The following is a 17,318-nucleotide window of genomic DNA, read 5'->3' on the forward strand; positions in this document are numbered from 1 at the left end:
GCTACTGCCTTTTGTCTGCGGGTGGCGCCCATATCTGGGGTTGGAGCAATGGGCGCTCTCATCCACCCCAGATATGGGCGCCACCCGCACCGAATAGTCCTGGACCAGGGGCGGGGGACAAATTGTCCAGAGGGAGGCATTGGGTCGGGGGGGCTCCTAGGGGGGCGGAGCCCCCGTAGCGGGGGGCAGTTGGGGGGCGGAGCCGCCCCAACGCCCGTCCGGCGAGGACCGGGGGTTTGGGGGCAGCGCCCCCAACAACGGGAGAGGGCCCAAAGGTGAGGCCCTCACTTTTAGAGGCCGACCTCCCTCATCAGCATGCCGACCTCCGTATTGGTGAGGCGCCGGAGCCACCCGGACTTCTGGTCACCAAGAGCGATGGGCCCAAACCGCGTCCGCACCAGCTTGTCCACCGGAAAACCGGACTCGGCCAACATGCGCCGCACAATGTGCTTACGCCCCTCGTGCAGCGAGACCTCCACGAGGTAGTTCTTCCCGGTGTTCTCGACCACCTTGAAGTGATCGGCCCGCGCATACCCGTCGTCCAGCCGGATGCCCTCCTTCAGCTGCTTGCCGAGATCCCGCGGCAGCGGCCCCTGGATGGCGGCGAGGTACGTCTTGGTGACGCCGTAGCGGGGGTGGGTAAGGCGATGGGCCAGCTCACCGTGGTTGGTGAGCAGGATGAGCCCCTCGGTCTCGGTATCGAGACGGCCCACGTGGAAGAGCCGGGTCTCCCGGTTCTGGACGTAGTCGCCCAGGCACTGGCGGCCGTCGGGGTCCTCCATGGACGCGACGACTCCGGCGGGCTTGTTGAGGGCGAAGAAGACGTAGGACTGGGTCGCGATGGTCAGCCCGTCGACCTTGATCTCGTCCTTCTCGGGGTCCACGCGCAGCCCCTGCTCGCGCACGATCTCCCCGTTGACCTCGACCCTGGCCTGCTCGACCAGCTCCTCGCAGGCGCGCCGCGAGCCCATGCCCGCGCGGGCCAGCACCTTCTGGAGGCGCTCGCCCTCCTGCTCGCCGAAGGTCTTGGGCAGCTTGACCGGGGGCTTGGCGTGCCGGGCCCGGTTGCGCTCCTCGATCTGCGCCTCGTACTCACGCGGGCGCGCGGGCGCCGAGGCCTTGCGGGCGCGCGCCTTGGGGGCGCCGCTCTTGGTCACGTCCTTGCGGACATTGCTCTTGGGGCCGCCGGGCTTGCCGCCCTTGGCCGCCTTCGGGGCGCCGGGCTTGGCGCCGCCCGGCTTGGCCCCGCCCGCCTTGGGACCGCCCGGCTTGGCGCCGCCGGGCTTGCCGCCGCCGGGCTGGGCACCGCCCTGGGTGTAGCGGCGCTCCTCGGGACGGAGTGGCCGGGAGCCCGAGGACTGCTGCCGCCCTCGCTGCCCGCCCTGGCCCCGCTGGCCTCGGGGGGCGCCCTGGCCGCCTTGCCCGCGCTGGCCCCCCTGGCCGGCGCGGCCCGCGCCGCCCTGCTTACCGCCTCGGTTGCCGCCGGTGTTCCTGCCGCTGCTTCGCATCAATGTTCCGTCTGGGAGTCGGGGGAAGGATCGTCTACGTCGAACGACGGCATACCTTCCTGGGTCTCCCCCTCCACGGCCTCCGCTTCCGGAAGGAAGGGCGCCAGCTCCGGAAGCTCGTCCAGGCCGCGCAGGCCCATCCGCTCCAGAAAGTAATGCGTCGTCCTGTAAAGGATCGCACCTGTTTCGGGTTCCGTGCCCGCCTCCTCCACCAGACCCCGCTGGAGGAGGGTGCGCATCACGCCGTCGCAGTTCACACCGCGTACGGCCGAGACCCGTGAGCGGCTGACCGGCTGCCGGTAGGCGACGACCGCGAGGGTCTCCAGCGCCGCCTGGGTCAGCCGGGCCTGCTGCCCGTCCAGTACGAAGCGCTCGACCGCGTCCGCGTAGTCACCGCGCGTATAGAAGCGCCAACCGCCTGCGACCAGCCGCAGTTCGAAGCCGCGGCCCTGGGTGGTGTATTCGTCGGCCAGCTCGCGCAGTGCGTCGGAGACCTCGCGCGGGCGCCGTTCGAGCACCTTGGCCAGGTGCTCGGGGGTGGCGGGCTCGTCGACGACCATCAGGACGGCCTCCAGCGCGGGCTTCAGCGGCAGCTGGGCCACATCGGAGGCGCCGGCGGGGTCCGGGGCCGCCTGGTCCGTCTCGGCTGCGGCTTCCTGGATCTCGTAGCTCTCGGGTGCCTCGTCGGGCCTGGTGATCTCAGTCATCCTTGCGCTCCCCTGGCTCCTGGTCGAACTCGTCGGTCACCAGCGGTTCGGTGTCCGCCGTGCCGCTCCATCTGACGAGGAGCGCGCCCAGCGCCTCGTCCTGCTCCAGCGTGACGGCCCGCTCGCGGTACAGCTCCAGCAGCGCGAGGAAGCGGGCGACGACCGTGAGGGTGTCGGGGGCGTCCTCGGTGAGTTCCTGGAAGCTGGCCTCGCCCCGCTCCCGCAGCCGTGCCACGACCACTTCGGCCTGTTCGCGGACGCTGACGAGCGGAGCGTGGATGTGCTCGACGTAGACCTGCGGCTTGGGCTTGGGCCGCATCGCCTTGACGGCCAGCTTGGCGAAGCCCTCCGGGCCGACGCTGAGCGCCACTTCGGGCAGCAGCTCGGCGTGCTGCTCCTCCAGGCCCACGGTACGGGGGAAGCGCCGGGCCTCCTCGTCCAGCCGGGCCGCGAAGATGTTCGCGATCTCCTTGTAGGCGCGGTATTGGAGCAGCCGCGCGAAGAGCAGGTCCCTGGCCTCCAGCAGCGCCAGATCGGCCTCGTCCTCCACCTCGGCCTGCGGCAGCAGCCGCGCGGCCTTCAGATCGAGCAGGGTGGCGGCGACGACCAGGAACTCGGTGGTCTGGTCGAGGTCCCACTCCGGGCCCATGGCGCGGATATGGGCCATGAATTCGTCGGTGACCTTGGAGAGCGCGACTTCGGTGACGTCCAGCTTGTGTTTGGAGATCAGCTGGAGCAACAGGTCGAAGGGGCCCTCGAAGTTGTCGAGGACGACCCTGAAACGGCCGTCGTCGGCCTCCTGGTCGGCCGCCCGGCCGGTCTGCGTCTCGTCCGCCCAGCCCTTCGGCGCGGGCTCTGTCGTGGCCTCCTGGCGGGGCTGGGAGGGCTCGTCGCGCGGCTCTTCCGCCACCGGTTCGTCGCGGGGCACTTCCGCCGGCTCGTCGCGGGGATCCGCCACGGGTTCGTCGCGAGGCTCCGCCACCGGCTCGTCCGGCGCCGGTTTCGGCTCGGCAACAGGCTGGGCCGGTACGGGCGTCGGGGCGACCGCCGGAGGTGGAGCCGGGGTCGGTTCCGCCGCCGGTTCGGGTGCCGGCTCCGACTCGTACGCCGCCCCGGGCCCCCGCCCCAGCGGTCGGCGGGAGCCCCGGCTGCGGAGTGCGTCGTCAGGAGTGGGCATCGCAGGCAGCGTACTGGCAAGCAGGTCAGCGCCCGCGCAACCGCCGTACGAGAATGCTCGCGTCTCCCCGCGATTCGAGATCGGCCAGCACCACGGCGACGGCCTCGCGCACGATCCGCCCGCGGTCGACGGCGAGTCCGTGCTCGCCGCGCAGCACCAGCCGGGCGTGTTCGAGGTCCATCAGTTCCTCGGCCGAGACATAGACCGTGATCTTCTCGTCGTGCCGTTCACGCCCGCTGGGACGGCGGGCCGCCCGGCCGCGACGGGAAGCCGCGGGTGCCGCGGAGGATGTGGAGGACGCAGCAGACGTGGGGGACGGAGAAGGGGCTGAAGAGCCCGTCGCCTGGCGCCCCTTGGCCGTGCTGCCGCGTCGGCCGGTCCGCTCGGCCGGTGCGGGGACGGCCTGTTGGGGCGGTGCGGTGGTGCGCGGCTCGTCCGTCTTGGCCCCGCCTCGCGCCCCGCGGGCCGTCCGCCGGCCGCCGTTGGCCGCCTCGTTCCCCGCATAGCTCCCGAGGTCGCCCGCCGCCGGTTCGGCGGCGTCGGTCTCCGGGTCGGGTTCGGAGGCGGGCGCCGGCACCTTGGGCCCGGGGGACGCCGCGCCGGCCGGGCCCGCCGGGGGCTGGGCCGACGGCGGCTCCCCGTTCGCCTGGCCGACCTGTGCGGACGGCTCCTGCTGCGGTGCCGAGGGCTGTACGGCGGCACCACCGGTCGTACGGAACAGTTCGTCGGCTGCCGGGAGACTCACTCGGCGTGGCACCGGGCGAGCACCTCCCTGGCGAGCTGGCGATAGGCGGCGGCGCCGACGGAGTTGGAGGCGTACGTCGTGATCGGCTCGCCCGCGACGGTGGTCTCGGGGAAGCGGACGGTGCGCCCGATGACGGTGTGGTAGACGTTGTCGTCGAACGCCTCCACGACCCGGGCGAGCACCTCACGGCTGTGCACGGTCCGCGAGTCGTACATCGTCGCCAGGATGCCGTCGAGCTCCAGTTGGGGGTTGAGCCGCTCCTGGACCTTCTCGATCGTCTCGGTCAGCAGCGCGACCCCGCGCAGCGCGAAGAACTCGCACTCCAGCGGAACGATCACCTTGTGCGCCGCGGTGAGCGCGTTGACGGTGAGCAGACCGAGCGAGGGCTGGCAGTCGATGACGATGAAGTCGTAGTCGTTGAGCAGCGGGCCCAGCGCGCGCTGGAGTGTCGACTCGCGGGCCACTTCGCTGACGAGCTGCACCTCGGCTGCCGACAGGTCGATATTGCTGGGCAGCAGGTCCATTCCGGCCACCGCGGTCTTCAGCAGCACCTCGTCGGGTGCCAGGCCGCGCTCCATGAGGAGGTTGTAGACCGTCAGGTCCAGCTCCATCGGGTTGACGCCGAGGCCGACCGAGAGGGCGCCCTGCGGGTCGAAGTCGACGAGCAGCACGCGCCGTCCGTACTCCGCGAGTGCCGCGCCCAGATTGATGGTCGACGTCGTCTTGCCGACCCCGCCCTTCTGGTTGCACATCGCGATGATCTTGGCCGGGCCGTGCTCGTTCACCGGACCGGGGATCGGGAAGTACGGCAGCGGGCGGCCGGTCGGACCGATGCGCTCGCGGCGCTGGCGTGCGGCGTCGGGCGCGAGCGTGGCCGCGTACTCCGGATCGGGTTCGTACTCCGCGTCCGGGTCGTAGAAGTGACCCTCTGGCAGTTCGCCGTAGTTGGGGTCGTAGTGCGGGTCACTGTAGTCGGCGAAACGCTCGGCGGACTGACCGTTCGTAGCGTCGCCGGCCGTGGCGTTCACGTGTTGGCCGTCCGTGCTCTGGTTGGCTGTCATGGTGGGCGTCGGGTTCTGGTGGGCTGCGAAGGTGCGGACAGCGACGGAGCCGACACCCTCGGGTCCTGTGGGACCTGAGGACCCCTGGCCTCGTACAGGCGCTCCTGGTTGACCACCCCCGGGAGAAAATGTCGACTCGTTCACAAGTCGTCGTACCTCCTTGGTGACCAGGAAATTTCTCAACAGGTCAGCGTGACACCATGCCGACGGTTGGCGACTCTATGGCGTGTCGGCGGTCCGCAGCAACACAATCCGCCTCAGACGGCCCGATGTGTCGGTATGCGGGCCCCCTTATGTCAAGAGGCTCCCGAGTGACGTCCGGGGACTTTCCCCGGTGGACAAAAAGGTTGGACTGTTACGTTAAGGGCAACTTGGGTCGCCGTCCCGCGGACACGACGACGTCACCGTCCGGACCTTCCCTCCAAGGTCCGGACGGTGACGTGATGTTGCTGACGTTGACGCCGGGGATTGACCCCGGGCGCGGGCTCTGTCCCAGCCCGCACGCCAGCCCGCCGGTGGGTCCGGAGCTCAGCCCAGCAGCGTCGCGATGTCCCGCACCGGCAGGTCGTGCGCCTCACCGACGGGGCCGTAAGTGACCTCTCCGTCATGGGCGTTGAGGCCCTTGGCCAGCGCCGGGTCGCGGCGCAGCGCGTCACGCCAGCCGCGGTTGGCCAGCTCCACGATGTAGGGCAGCGTCGCGTTGGTCAGCGCATGCGTCGAGGTGTTGGGCACGGCGCCGGGCATGTTGGCGACGCAGTAGAAGACCGAGTCGTGGACGCGGAAGGTCGGCTCGGCGTGGGTGGTCGGGCGCGAGTCCTCGAAGCAGCCGCCCTGGTCGATCGCGATGTCGACAAGCACACTTCCCGGCTTCATCCGGGAGACCAGCTCGTTGCTGATCAGCTTCGGCGCCTTGGCGCCCGGGATGAGGACGGCGCCGACGACCAGGTCGGCCTCCAGCACCGCGCGCTCCAGCTCGAAGGCGTTGGAGGTGATGGTGCGCACCCGATTGCCGAAGATCTTGTCGGCCTCGCGGAGCTTGTTGACGTCCTTGTCGAGCAGCGTGACGTGGAAGCCGAGGCCGACGGCGATCTGGGTGGCGTTCCAGCCGGAGACGCCGCCGCCGATGACGACCGCGCGGCCCGGGTTCACACCGGGGACACCGCCGGGCAGCACGCCGCGGCCGCCCGCGGAGGCCATCAGGTGGTAGGCGCCGACCTGCGGCGCGATCCGGCCCGCGACCTCGGACATCGGGGCGAGCAGCGGCAGCGCCCGGTTGGCCTGCTCGACGGTCTCGTAGGCGATGGCCGTCGTACCCGACTCGAGCAGCGCGTCGGTGCACTCTCGGGAGGCGGCGAGGTGCAGGTAGGTGAAGAGGGTCTGGTCCTTGCGGAGCCTGTGGTACTCCTCGGCCACCGGCTCCTTGACCTTCAGCAGCAGGTCGGCGGTGGCCCACACCTCGTCGGCGGTGCCCAGGATGGTGGCACCGGCATCGGTGTACTCGGCGTCCGGGATGGAGGAGCCGGCTCCGGCGTCCTTCTCCACGAACACCTGGTGTCCGTTCCGCACCAGCTCGTTCACCCCGGCCGGGGTGATGGCGACACGGAACTCGTTGTTCTTGACCTCGCGGGGGATACCGACCTTCACGTCGATCACGGTCCTTCACTCAGGGTGCAGAAGGCAGAGAAAGCCGGGTCGCGCATGCTCGAAAACACCGGGGGGACCGCGGCTCGACCAGTCTAATGAAGGAAGCTGAGCTGTCCAGCCTTACAAAGGGTCGATCTTTTTCGAGATCGCTATTCGTTTCGCAGGTTGCAGGTGGGGCGGCCCCCAGAAAGGCCCCGAGGGGGCGCCGGACAGCCGCTCAGTGGCCCTTGTCACTGTCCGCCGGGTACCCGGCAACCGGTTCCGCTTCTCCCCCGCGCCCCGGCCCGGCGGCCGGCGGACCGGCCGCCGCCGCGGCCCGCGCCGATGGGGCCCGCAGCCGGGCGGCCGCCGCCCGGTGCCGATGGGCCGCACGCAGGTTGCCCACCCGCTCACAGGCGTCGGCGGCCCGCAGCTCCAGCGCCGCCTCCAGCCCGGCGTCCTCCGCGCCCCGGGACGCCGCCAGCGCCTGCCCCCAGGTACGCAGCGCGTCCTGCGGCCACCCCGCGTACTCCTGCGCCTGGGCCGCCTCCGCCAGCGCCCGCGCCTGGGCGCCCGGTTCCCGGAGCCTGCGGAAGGCCGCCGCGGAGGCGCGCCAGGCCCGCAGCGCCTCCTCCCAGCGCTCCGCTTCCATATGGACGGTGCCGATCCGGCCGTGCAGCCGTGCCGTCGCCTCCCGGTCGGCACGCTCGTCGCGGGCCAGCCGGAGGGCGAGCGCCCTGCCGTACCAGTCGGTGGCGCGGTCCTGGTCGTCCAGTTCCGCATAGCAGTCGCCCAGGGACTCCAGGGCCCGGCCCGCCGCCCTCTCGTCGTTGCCCTGGCGGGCCGCGTCCAGCGCCGTGCGGTAGCGGACGAGGGCCTCCTCCAGACGGTCGGTACGCGCGTCCAGATCACCGAGGTTGAGCAGCGCCGCGGCCCGCTCCCGGTGCATACGGTTGCGTTCGGCGACCCGCAGCACCAGCTCGTGCAGCCGGTAGAGCTCCGGCTCGGCCTCCTCGGGGTCGCGGTGCGCGTCGAAGGCGCGGGCCAGCGCGGAGACCAGCCGCCTGGCCAGGGTGTCGAGTTTTCCCTCACCCTCCGCGACGGCCGTCCGAGCCGCGGACAGCAGCGCGGGCCGCCGCGTCTCCAGCCAGGCCCGCGCCTCCAGGGGGTGCAGAAAACGCAGTGCCCGCGGCATCCCCGCCAGCTGCCTGCGTGCCTCGGACCCCGCCGGTTCGCACACCGCGCGGCACGCCTGGAGCCGGCTCACCAGCCGCTCCAGCATCCGCGCCCGGGCCAGCAGGGTCTCGTCGGAACGCTCGTGCGCCGCCAACTCAGCGCGCAGCAGCGGGTCCAGACACGCCGGAACCTGGTAGCGGTCACCGAGGTCGACGCCGTAGCCGCCGTCCTCGTCGATCCGGCGCAGCAGACCGAGCCGTACGTACTCCTCCAGCGCCGAGTGCGCGGTACCCACCGAACAGCCGCCGAGCGCCGAGGCCAGCTGCGGGTCGACGAACCCGGCCGGGGCGAGGGAGAGCAGCCGCAGCAGGCGCGCATGCGGGCGGGACAGCGAGTCGTGGACGAGCCGGAAGGCGCGCGCGAGGGGCGCGGGGGGCCGTGGCGCCGCGGGCTGGGCCGCCTCCTCGCCGTCCGGTTCCGCGGCCGCGCGCGGCTCGCTCCCGGCAAGCCGCGTCGCGGCGTCGAGCACCGAGAGCTTGGGGTGGGCACCGAGCCAGCCGCCCATCAGCGTGAGCGCCGCGGGGAGGTCGCCGCACAGCTCGGCCAGCATCTCCGCGCTGCGCGGATCCACGGTGATACGGGGCGCGGAGCCGGCGTGCCGGGCCAGCAGCGCCACCGCCGAGGCGCGGTCGAGGCCGCCGAGGGTGCAGGGGCGTACGTCCGGAACGTCGGTGAGCGGCCCGGAGGAGACGGCGACCACGAGACAGTCCCGGCTCTCCGGTGCCAGGTCCAGCACCTGGTCGGAGGCGGCCACATCGTCGAGCAGCAGGATGATCCGGCCGCGGCGGAGGAGGGCGGCGCGGAGTGCCTCCGTCACCGCGGCGTCGTCGGCGCCGGGCGGCGGCGTGCTTGGGGGCGGTGTGCCTTGGGGCGGTGTGCCTTGGGGCGGTGTGCCGGGCGTTCCCCCGGCTTGCCCGGCGAGGGCCGCCAGCAGGTCGCGTGCGGTGCGCTCGGTGGGGACCGGGGTGCCGCCGGGGTCGGTGAGGCGGGCCCGCAGCACTCCGCCGGGATAGCGGTCGGCGATCCTGCGGACGAACTCTTCGGCGAGAGCGGTACGGCCGGATCCGGGCGCCCCGGCGATCAGCAGGACTCTGCTCTGCGGGAGGGGGCGGCCGGAAATGGTGTGCAGCCCCGCGCGTTCGATGTCCTCGCGCAGCGCGCGGAGTTCGCGGTCGCGGCCCGTGAAGGTGTGCGGGCCCGGCCCCGCGGTCGTGGGCTGCACCGCCTGATCTGTCACGGGCTACGCTCCCGTTCGCTGTTCACCTGGTGTGGGCGCGGACGAATGGTTGCGAGCGTAGTTCACCGCGGGGTGCCGGCCACCGCCGACAGCCGCCGCGCCCACCCCGAAAATCACCACATCGGCTCAGGTGACCTTCCCCGGCCGCCCGCCCTCATCGCGCGGCGGGTGGCCGGGGTGACCTTCCGTCACATCGGGTCGAAGGGCCGCGCCGGCCACGGCGTTTGGGCGGGCCGCAAGGCGCCCAGCCCGCCGCCGCTGCTGAGTGCGGCGCTCAGCGCCAGGGTTCCCACCACCAGGCAGTTGTTGTGCAGCTGCCCGGCCAGTGCACCCCGCACCAGCTCCTCCAGCGGTACCCGGGCCAGCTCCATGTCGGCCTCTTCGTCGGAGACCTCGAAGCGCTCGCCCTCGACCTCGGAGAGCTGGCGGGCCAGGAAGATCCGTACGGCTTCATCGGTGCCGCCGGGGCTGGTGTAGATGTCGACGAGGACGCGCCAGTCCTCGGCCTTGACGTGGGCTTCCTCGTACAGCTCCCGCTGTGCCGCCGCCAGCGGGTTCTCGCCGGGGACGTCCAGCAGCCCGGCCGGGATCTCCCACAGCTTCTCGCGCACGGGGTGCCGGTACTGGCTGAGGACCAGGACATGGTCCTGGTCGTCGAGGGCCAGGACGGCGACGGATCCGGGGTGGGTCTGGTAGTCCCGGCTGACGACGGAGCCGTCGGGCATGACGACCTGGTCGGTACGTACCCCGGTCTTGTTGCCCTGGAAGGGGGTGGAGGTCGCGGTGACCTCCCACTCCTCGGGGGTGTCGGCGATACGGCTGGCCATGGCGCTCACTTCCCCTGCTGGCGCTCGACGGCGGCCTTGACCAGACCGGCGAAGAGCGGGTGCGGACGGGTCGGGCGGGAGCGCAGCTCAGGGTGGGCCTGGGTGGCGACCAGGTAGGGGTGGACCTCGCGCGGGTATTCGACGTACTCGACCAGCTTGTTGTCGGGCGAGGTGCCGGAGAAGACGAGACCGGCCTTCTTCTCCAGCTCGGTGCGGTAGTGGTTGTTGACCTCGTACCGGTGGCGGTGGCGCTCGTCGACGTAGGGCTCGCCGCCGTACGTCTCGCGCACGATGGAGCCCTCCGCGAGCTTGGCCGGGTACATGCCCAGCCGCATGGTGCCGCCCATGTCGCCCTCACCGGCGACGATGTCGAGCTGCTCCTCCATGGTGGAGATGACGGGGTGCGCGGTGGTCTGGTCGAACTCGGTGGAGTTGGCGTCCTTGATGCCGGCCAGGTTGCGGGCGCCCTCGATGACGATGCACTGCAGGCCCAGGCACAGGCCGAGCAGCGGGACGCGGTTCTCGCGGGCGTAGGTGATGGCGCCGACCTTGCCGTCCACACCGCGTTCGCCGAAGCCGCCGGGGATGCAGATGGCGTCGCAGTCGCCGAGCCGGCGCTTGGCGCCCTCGGGGGTGCGGCAGTCGTCGGAGGTGACCCACTTGATCTTGACGCGGGCCCGGTTGGCGAAGCCGCCGGCGCGCAGCGCCTCGGTGACCGACAGATAGGCGTCGGGCAGGTCGATGTACTTGCCGACCAGCGCGACCGTCACCTCGTGGTCCGGCTGGTGGACGCGGCGCAGCAGGTCGTCCCACTGGGTCCAGTCCACGTCGCGGAAGGGCAGGTCCAGCTTGCGTACGACGTAGGCGTCCAGGCCCTCGGAGTGCAGGACCTTGGGGATGTCGTAGATGGAGCGGGCGTCCTTGCAGGCGACCACGGCGGCGTCGTCCACGTCGCACATCAGCCCGATCTTCCGCTTGATGGAGACGGGCACGTCGCGGTCGGCGCGCAGCACGATGGCGTCCGGCTGGATGCCGATGTTGCGCAGCGCGGCGACCGAGTGCTGGGTGGGCTTGGTCTTCAGCTCGCCGGAGGGACCGATGTAGGGCAGCAGCGAAATATGGACGACGAAGACGTTGTCGCGGCCGACCTCGTGCCGCACCTGGCGGACGGCCTCCAGGAAGGGCAGCGACTCGATGTCGCCGACGGTGCCGCCGACCTCGGTGATGACGACGTCCACGTCGTCGGTTGCCATCCGGCGGATGCGGTGCTTGATCTCGTTGGTGATGTGCGGGATGACCTGCACGGTGTCGCCCAGGTACTCGCCGCGCCGCTCCTTGGCGATGACCGTGGAGTAGACCTGACCCGTGGTGACGTTGGCGCTGCCGTCGAGGTCGACGTCGAGGAAGCGCTCGTAGTGGCCGATGTCCAGGTCGGTCTCGGCGCCGTCGTTGGTGACGAACACCTCACCGTGCTGGAAGGGGTTCATCGTGCCCGGGTCGACGTTCAGATAGGGGTCGAGCTTCTGCATGGTGACCCGCAGACCGCGCGCCTTCAGGAGCGCGCCCAGGCTGGAGGCGGTGAGCCCCTTGCCGAGCGAGGATGCGACACCCCCGGTGACGAAGAGGTGCTTGGTCGTCATGGACGTAGGCGGCATGGCCAAGAGGGGGCTCCCGTGGTCGCTTGGTGGGGTGCGGAGGCTGCATCCTGGATTGGTGTCCGAGGTGGCCTCGCTGCGGTTCGGGGGGCTGTCGTCTCGAACAGATCGCGTTCGCGTGCCCACCGCTCCACGGGCTACCAGCGTAACAGTGCCGCCGGGCCGCTGCGGCTGCCGAGGCCCCCGGCCGGGTCGGGAAGCGACTGGGCGCGTCCCAGCGTGACAGGCGAGTCGCAGCAGGTGAACGCGGTAGCCAAGGTCACCTAATCGGCGCAGCCGGACCCAGCCGACCGTCGAGCGGAAGGGTTCGCTGCGTCGTATCCTTCACGGACACTTGCCTGGGACAGCACGGACACTTGCCTGGGACAGGCACAAACACACAGGTCATCCAGCACGTCCCGCGGGGGCGTCGCAGTTCGTTCGACTGGAGATGCACGTGGCTGGGCGCATCGAGGATTACGCACTCATCGGGGATATGCAGACCGCGGCCCTTGTCGGCAGAGACGGCACGGTCGACTGGCTCTGCCTACCCCGCTTCGACTCCCACGCGGTGTTCGCCGGCTTGCTCGGCACCGAGGAGCACGGTTTCTGGCGGGTGGGCCCGGCGCACCCGGCAGGCGGCGACCCGCCACAGGCCGACCGCCGCCGCTACCGGGGGGACTCCCTGGTGCTGGAATCGGAGTGGGACACCCCGCGGGGTACCGTCCGGATCATCGACTTCATGCCTCCGCGTGAGAATCACGCACCGCAGCTGGTGCGGATCGTGGAGGGCGTCAGCGGACGGGTGCGGATGCGCTCGGCGCTGCGGATGCGGTTCTCCTACGGGTGGGTGGTGCCGTGGGTGCACAAGGCGGGGAACCGCACGGTAGCCGTCGCCGGGCCCGACTCGGTCTGGCTGGACACCGAGGCCGACACCTACGGCAAGGATCTGACGACCTACTCCGACTTCACCGTCGGCCCCGGTGACCGGGTGGCGTTCACCATCAGCTGGGAGGCGTCGCACCGGGAGGCACCGGAGCTGCCGGAGCCGGAGGAGGCGCTGCGCACCACCGAGGACTTCTGGCGCGAGTGGGTCGAGACCTGCACCTACCACGGGCCCTACCGGGAGGCCGTGGTCCGCTCGCTGATCACGCTCAAGGCGCTGACCTACGCGCCCACCGGCGGGATCGTCGCCGCGCCGACCACCTCGCTGCCCGAGGAGATCGGCGGGGTGCGGAACTGGGACTACCGCTTCACCTGGCTGAGGGACGCGGCCATCACCCTCTCCTCCCTGCTGCGCACCGGCTACCGCGAAGAAGCGCGCGCCTGGCGCGAATGGCTGCTGCGCGCGGTCGCCGGCGACCCGGAGAACCTTCAGATCATGTACGGCATCGCGGGCGAACGCGAGCTGTCCGAGGCCGAGTTGAGCTGGCTGCCGGGGTACGAGGGCTCCAAGCCGGTCCGGGTGGGCAACGGCGCCGCGGGCCAGCTCCAGCTCGATGTGTACGGCGAGATGGTCGAGGCGCTGCACCTGGGCCATATGACGGGCCTGGCGCGCAACGACTACGCCCAGCTGCTCCAGCTCAAGCTGATCGGCTACCTGGAGAACCACTGGGAGGAGAAGGACGAGGGCATCTGGGAGGTGCGCGGCCCGCGCCGGCACTTCGTGCACTCGAAGGTGATGGCCTGGGTGGCCGTCGACCGTACGGTCAAGCTCATCGAGTCGGGCGATGTGGACGGGCCGCTGGAGCGCTGGCGCGCCCTGCGTGACGAGATTCACCGCCAGGTCTGCGAGAAGGGCTACGACAAGGAGCGGAACACCTTCACCCAGTCCTACGGCTCCAAGGAGCTGGACGCCTCGCTGCTGCTGATTCCGCAGATGGGCTTCCTGCCGCCGGACGACAAGCGGGTCATCGGCACCATCGAGGCCATCCAGCGTGAGCTGACCACCGAGGACGGCTTCGTGCTGCGCTACCCCACCAGCAGCGAGGCGGGCGAGCACGGCACCGCCGAGAACGTGGACGGCCTCGCGGGCGAGGAAGGGGCCTTCCTGGCCTGCTCGTTCTGGCTCGCCGACGATCTGGCGATGATCGGGCGGGTGGACGAGGCCAGGAAGCTGTTCGAGAAGCTGCTGGCCCTGCGCAACGACGTGGGTCTGCTGGCCGAGGAGTGGGACTCCGTGCGCCAGCGGCAGGTCGGCAACTTCCCGCAGGCCTTCAGCCATGTCCCTCTGATCGACACGGCCCTGCGGCTGACAGCGTCGGGAGCGTACGGGGTCTAGACCCTCCCCGGACGCGGCGCTGCGGTTACTCTCTCCCGGTCCTCGGCCGGGAGAGGCGCAGTTGCTGCGGGACGGGTTCCGCCGGCACGCAGGCACCTCCCGGTCTCAGTGCTCACCGGGTGGGATGTGTCTGACCTCGTCGTAGACGCTCAGCACCTGCGCCGCGGCGTCGTCCTCCGTCGGCCAGGTGCGGGCCCGTGCCCGTCCCGCAGCGGCGAGTGCGGCGCGCCGGGCCGGGTCGGCGAGGAGGCCGAGGACGGCGGAGGAGAGGGAGTCGGCGTCTCCGCCGGGCACCAGCAGGGCGGCGGTGCCGACGAGTTCGGCGACGCCGCCGCCGTCCGCCGCGACCAGCGGCACCCCGGCACGCAGCGCTTCCTGGGCGACCAGGGACCGCCCCTGGCCGTGGGCCGGCAGCAGCGCGAGGTCGGCGCCCGCCAGCAGCCGCAGCGCGTCGTGCCGACGGCCCAGCAGCCGTACCGGCAGCTCTCCTCGTCGATCCGGCGCTGGAGCACGGCCCGCTCGGGCCCCTCCCCCGCGACGGCGAGCAGCGGCGGCGGTGTGAGGCGGCGCCAGGCGCGGGAGGCGGTCAGTGCGGTGTCGAGACCGCGCCGTCCGTCGAGGCGGCCGACAACCACGATCAGCGGCCGGTCGAGGGCACCGATGCCCGCGCGCGTCTTGTGCCGCAGCACCTCCTCGTCGTCCGCGCTCTGCGCCCTGGGGCGGGCCGCCGTACCGGCCAGCGGGATGGGGGCGGGGGCGAGCCGGGCGTCGCGGGCGCCGCTGCGGCGGGCCATGTCGACCAGTTCGGTGGTGGCGCCGAGGACGACGGTGGCGGCCCGGGCCACCCGCCTCGCCAGCAGCCGGTTCACCAGTTCGCGGGCGGCTTCCGCGCGGCCGGTGTGTTCGGCCCGTGACCTGGGCAGGGCGTGCCAGGTGACGACGAGCGGCACCTCGCCGCGCCGTCTGCCGAGCGCGAGGGCCGCCAGCAGTCCGGCGCGCGGTCCGTGCGCGTGGACGACGTCGGCGTCGGCGCAGACGGTACGCAGCCGGGCCGCCGTGTCGGCCTCCGTACGGCCGGGCAGGGCGGTGAACTGCGCGCCGGTTTCCGCGAACACATGCCGCAGTGCGTCATCGTGCCGGGTGCACACCGTCACCCGCACCCCGCGTGCCGTCAGTCCTTCGGCGAGGGAGCGCGCATGAGCTGCCATATGTGCCGAGGGCGGCTCGGCTCCGCCTGCCGCCGGGCCGCCGCCGAGCACGTGTACGGCGTGCGGCGGGCGCGCGCCGACCGCGGGCCGACGCGGCGCGGGGGTGCGGCTCGGGCTCACGGCAGGCGGGCTCCCTGGCTGACGGTGGGGGGTGGGGCCTGCCCAGGATGCCAGGCGAGGGGGACCCGCCGCGCCGCCGAACGCACCGGAGAGCCGTCACGGTGGGGCGCACGCCGCACGCTCTCACTCACAAGAGTGAGAGCGTGCGCGCCGCTGAACGTCACGTTCCGGTACGGGCCGCTTCGAGAAGCTCCTCGGCGTGGGCGCGGGCGAGTTCGGAGTCCTCCTGGCCGGCGAGCATCCGGGACAGCTCGCGCACCCGGTCCTCGCCCTCCATTGCCTGGACACCGCTGCGGGTCACCGAGCCGTCGTCGGTCTTCTGCACCACGAGGTGCCGGTCGGCGAACGCGGCCACCTGCGGCAGATGCGTGACCACCACCACCTGTGCCGACTTGGCCAGCCGCGCCAGCCTGCGGCCGACCTCGACGGCCGCCTTGCCGCCGACGCCCGCGTCCACCTCGTCGAAGAGGTAGGTCGGCACCGGGTCGGAGTCGGCGAAGACGACCTCCACGGCGAGCATCACCCGTGACAGCTCGCCGCCGGAGGCGCCCTTGGCGATGGGCCGGGGCGGGGCACCGGGATGCGGGGCGAGCAGCAGTTCGACCTCGTCGGTGCCGTGCGGGCCGAAGGCGAGAGTCCGCCCGTCGATGTCGAGCCCTTCGGGGTCCTCGTTGTGCTTGAGCTCGAAGGTGACCCGGGCGTGCGGCATGGCCAGTTCGGCCAGCTCCTCGGTGACCGCGTCGGCGAACCGTTTGGCGGCGTCGGCGCGCGCCTCGGTGAGTGTGCGGGCCAGCGAGGCGAGTTCGGTGCGGAGCGCGTCCCGCTCGGCGTCCAGCTCGCCGATCCGGTCGTCGTCCCCCTCCAGTTCGGCCAGCCGCTCGGCGCTCTGTTCGGCCCAGCCGAGCACGGCGGTGATGTCCTGGCCGTACTTGCGGGTGAGCTGGGCCAGTGCGGCGCGGCGTTCCTCGACGGCGGCGAGGCGGAGCGGGTCGGCGTCCAGGTCGTCGGCGTACCCGGCCAGTTCGCCCGCGATGTCGGAGAGCAGGATGTGCACTTCTCCCAGCCGGTCGGCGAGTGCGGCGAGCGCCGGATCGTGTGCGCGCACCGCCTCCAGGGCGCGGTGGGCTCCGGCGACGAGGGTGGCGGCGTCGACGCCCTCCGGGTCGGCGGGGTCGCCGGCCAGGGCGCCGTGCGCGGTGGTGGCCGCGGAGGCGAGGGCCTCGGCGTGGCCCAGCCGTTCGGCCTCGGCCGCGAGTTCGGCGTCCTCGCCCGGCTGGGGTTCGGCGGCCTCCACCTCCTGGATGCCGAAGCGCAGCATGTCGGCTTCCTGTGCGCGCTCCCGGGCGCGGGTGGTCAGCTCGGTCAGCTCCGCCGCGACGGTGCGCAGCCTGCGGTACGCCTCCCGGTAGGCGGCCAGCGGCCGGGCGACGGCCTGACCCGCGTAGCGGTCCAGCGCCTCGCGCTGCCGCGCTGCACGCAGCAGGCCCTGCTGGTCGGTCTGGCCGTGCACGGCAACCAGGTCGTCGCTCAGCTCCGCCAGCAGTCCGACCGGGACCGAGCGCCCGCCGACGTGCGCGCGCGAGCGGCCTTCGGCCGAGACGGTGCGGCTGACCAGCAGCGCCCCCTCGTCCAGCTCCGCGCCCGCCTCCTCGGCGCGGCGCGCGGCTGGGGCGTCGGGCGCGAGCGCGATCCGGCCCTCGACGATGGCCGACTTGGCGCCGACCCGGACGAGCCCGGCGTCGGCGCGCCCGCCGAGCAGCAGCCCGAGGCTCGTGACGACCATGGTCTTGCCGGCCCCGGTCTCACCGGTTACCGCGGTGAAGCCGGGGGACAGTTCGACAACGGCGTCGTCGATCACGCCCAGGGCTTTGATCCGCATCTCCTCCAACACGGATACGACCATACGAGGTCTCCTCGCCCGGTCCACACCTGTGGTCCGGGTGGTAGCCGGATC

Annotated in this window: 11 protein-coding genes and 1 pseudogene; 1 reads left to right on the forward strand and 11 read right to left on the reverse strand. The window is 72.1% G+C overall.

What is annotated here, in order from left to right; translation table 11 throughout:
• Positions 1-290: 290 nt before the first annotated feature.
• The 9 genes from ACQEU8_RS25275 to ACQEU8_RS25315 all read right to left on the reverse strand — a co-directional run bounded on the left by ACQEU8_RS25275 (position 291) and on the right by ACQEU8_RS25315 (position 11,776).
• On the reverse strand, positions 291-1,508 hold the full coding sequence (locus ACQEU8_RS25275) for a pseudouridine synthase (protein WP_433104884.1): 1,218 nt from the start codon (positions 1,506-1,508) through the stop codon (positions 291-293).
• Positions 1,508-2,215 carry an SMC-Scp complex subunit ScpB gene (gene scpB, locus ACQEU8_RS25280; RefSeq protein WP_433104886.1) on the reverse strand — a complete coding sequence of 236 codons (708 nt, stop codon included), beginning with the start codon at positions 2,213-2,215 and terminating at the stop codon, positions 1,508-1,510. Before scpB ends, ACQEU8_RS25275 begins: the two co-directional genes overlap by 1 nt.
• Positions 2,208-3,392 carry a segregation/condensation protein A gene (locus ACQEU8_RS25285; protein WP_433104888.1) on the reverse strand — a complete coding sequence of 395 codons (1,185 nt, stop codon included), beginning with the start codon at positions 3,390-3,392 and terminating at the stop codon, positions 2,208-2,210. Before ACQEU8_RS25285 ends, scpB begins: the two co-directional genes overlap by 8 nt.
• 25 nt (positions 3,393-3,417) lie before the next feature.
• Positions 3,418-4,137, reverse strand: a complete 720-nt coding sequence (locus tag ACQEU8_RS25290) for a hypothetical protein (protein WP_433104890.1) — start codon at positions 4,135-4,137, stop codon at positions 3,418-3,420.
• Entirely contained in the window at positions 4,134-5,342 is a 1,209-nt protein-coding gene (locus tag ACQEU8_RS25295) for a ParA family protein (RefSeq protein WP_209242470.1), read from the reverse strand. Before ACQEU8_RS25295 ends, ACQEU8_RS25290 begins: the two co-directional genes overlap by 4 nt.
• 384 nt (positions 5,343-5,726) lie before the next feature.
• A complete protein-coding gene (gene ald / locus ACQEU8_RS25300; RefSeq protein ID WP_433108703.1) occupies positions 5,727-6,842 on the reverse strand; it encodes an alanine dehydrogenase in 1,116 nt (371 codons plus the stop codon).
• A 217-nt stretch (positions 6,843-7,059) separates the two neighbouring features.
• Complete coding sequence (locus ACQEU8_RS25305) at positions 7,060-9,294, reverse strand: tetratricopeptide repeat protein (RefSeq protein WP_433104892.1); 2,235 nt, start codon at positions 9,292-9,294, stop codon at positions 7,060-7,062.
• A 188-nt stretch (positions 9,295-9,482) separates the two neighbouring features.
• Complete coding sequence (locus tag ACQEU8_RS25310; protein WP_433104894.1) at positions 9,483-10,121, reverse strand: NUDIX domain-containing protein; 639 nt, start codon at positions 10,119-10,121, stop codon at positions 9,483-9,485.
• 5 nt (positions 10,122-10,126) lie between these two features.
• Entirely contained in the window at positions 10,127-11,776 is a 1,650-nt protein-coding gene (locus ACQEU8_RS25315) for a CTP synthase (RefSeq protein ID WP_433104896.1), read from the reverse strand.
• Between the two features lie 430 nt (positions 11,777-12,206).
• On the opposite strand from ACQEU8_RS25315, the gene ACQEU8_RS25320 reads away from it, so the two are divergent.
• Entirely contained in the window at positions 12,207-14,036 is a 1,830-nt protein-coding gene (locus ACQEU8_RS25320) for a glycoside hydrolase family 15 protein (protein ID WP_433104898.1), read from the forward strand.
• Between the two features lie 105 nt (positions 14,037-14,141).
• Here the strand turns inward: ACQEU8_RS25320 and ACQEU8_RS25325 are convergent.
• Both ACQEU8_RS25325 and recN read right to left on the reverse strand, forming a co-directional pair.
• Positions 14,142-15,244 (reverse strand): annotated as a pseudogene (locus ACQEU8_RS25325) (glycosyltransferase family 4 protein).
• A 280-nt stretch (positions 15,245-15,524) separates the two neighbouring features.
• On the reverse strand, positions 15,525-17,267 hold the full coding sequence (recN, locus tag ACQEU8_RS25330) for a DNA repair protein RecN (RefSeq protein ID WP_433104900.1): 1,743 nt from the start codon (positions 17,265-17,267) through the stop codon (positions 15,525-15,527).
• Positions 17,268-17,318: the final 51 nt, after the last annotated feature.

It is taken from the genome of Streptomyces sp. CA-250714, assembly GCF_050936705.1.
GTDB lineage: Bacteria > Actinomycetota > Actinomycetes > Streptomycetales > Streptomycetaceae > Streptomyces.

Coding starts and splice junctions, on each gene's coding strand:
- ACQEU8_RS25275 (WP_433104884.1), bottom strand. CDS start 1,508: ATGCGAAGCAGCGGCAGGAACACCGGCGGCAACCGAGGCGGTAAGCAG.
- ACQEU8_RS25285 (WP_433104888.1), bottom strand. CDS start 3,392: ATGCCCACTCCTGACGACGCACTCCGCAGCCGGGGCTCCCGCCGACCG.
- recN (WP_433104900.1), bottom strand. CDS start 17,267: ATGGTCGTATCCGTGTTGGAGGAGATGCGGATCAAAGCCCTGGGCGTG.
- ACQEU8_RS25320 (WP_433104898.1), top strand. CDS start 12,207: ATGCACGTGGCTGGGCGCATCGAGGATTACGCACTCATCGGGGATATG.
- scpB (WP_433104886.1), bottom strand. CDS start 2,215: ATGACTGAGATCACCAGGCCCGACGAGGCACCCGAGAGCTACGAGATC.
- ACQEU8_RS25310 (WP_433104894.1), bottom strand. CDS start 10,121: ATGGCCAGCCGTATCGCCGACACCCCCGAGGAGTGGGAGGTCACCGCG.
- ACQEU8_RS25315 (WP_433104896.1), bottom strand. CDS start 11,776: ATGCCGCCTACGTCCATGACGACCAAGCACCTCTTCGTCACCGGGGGT.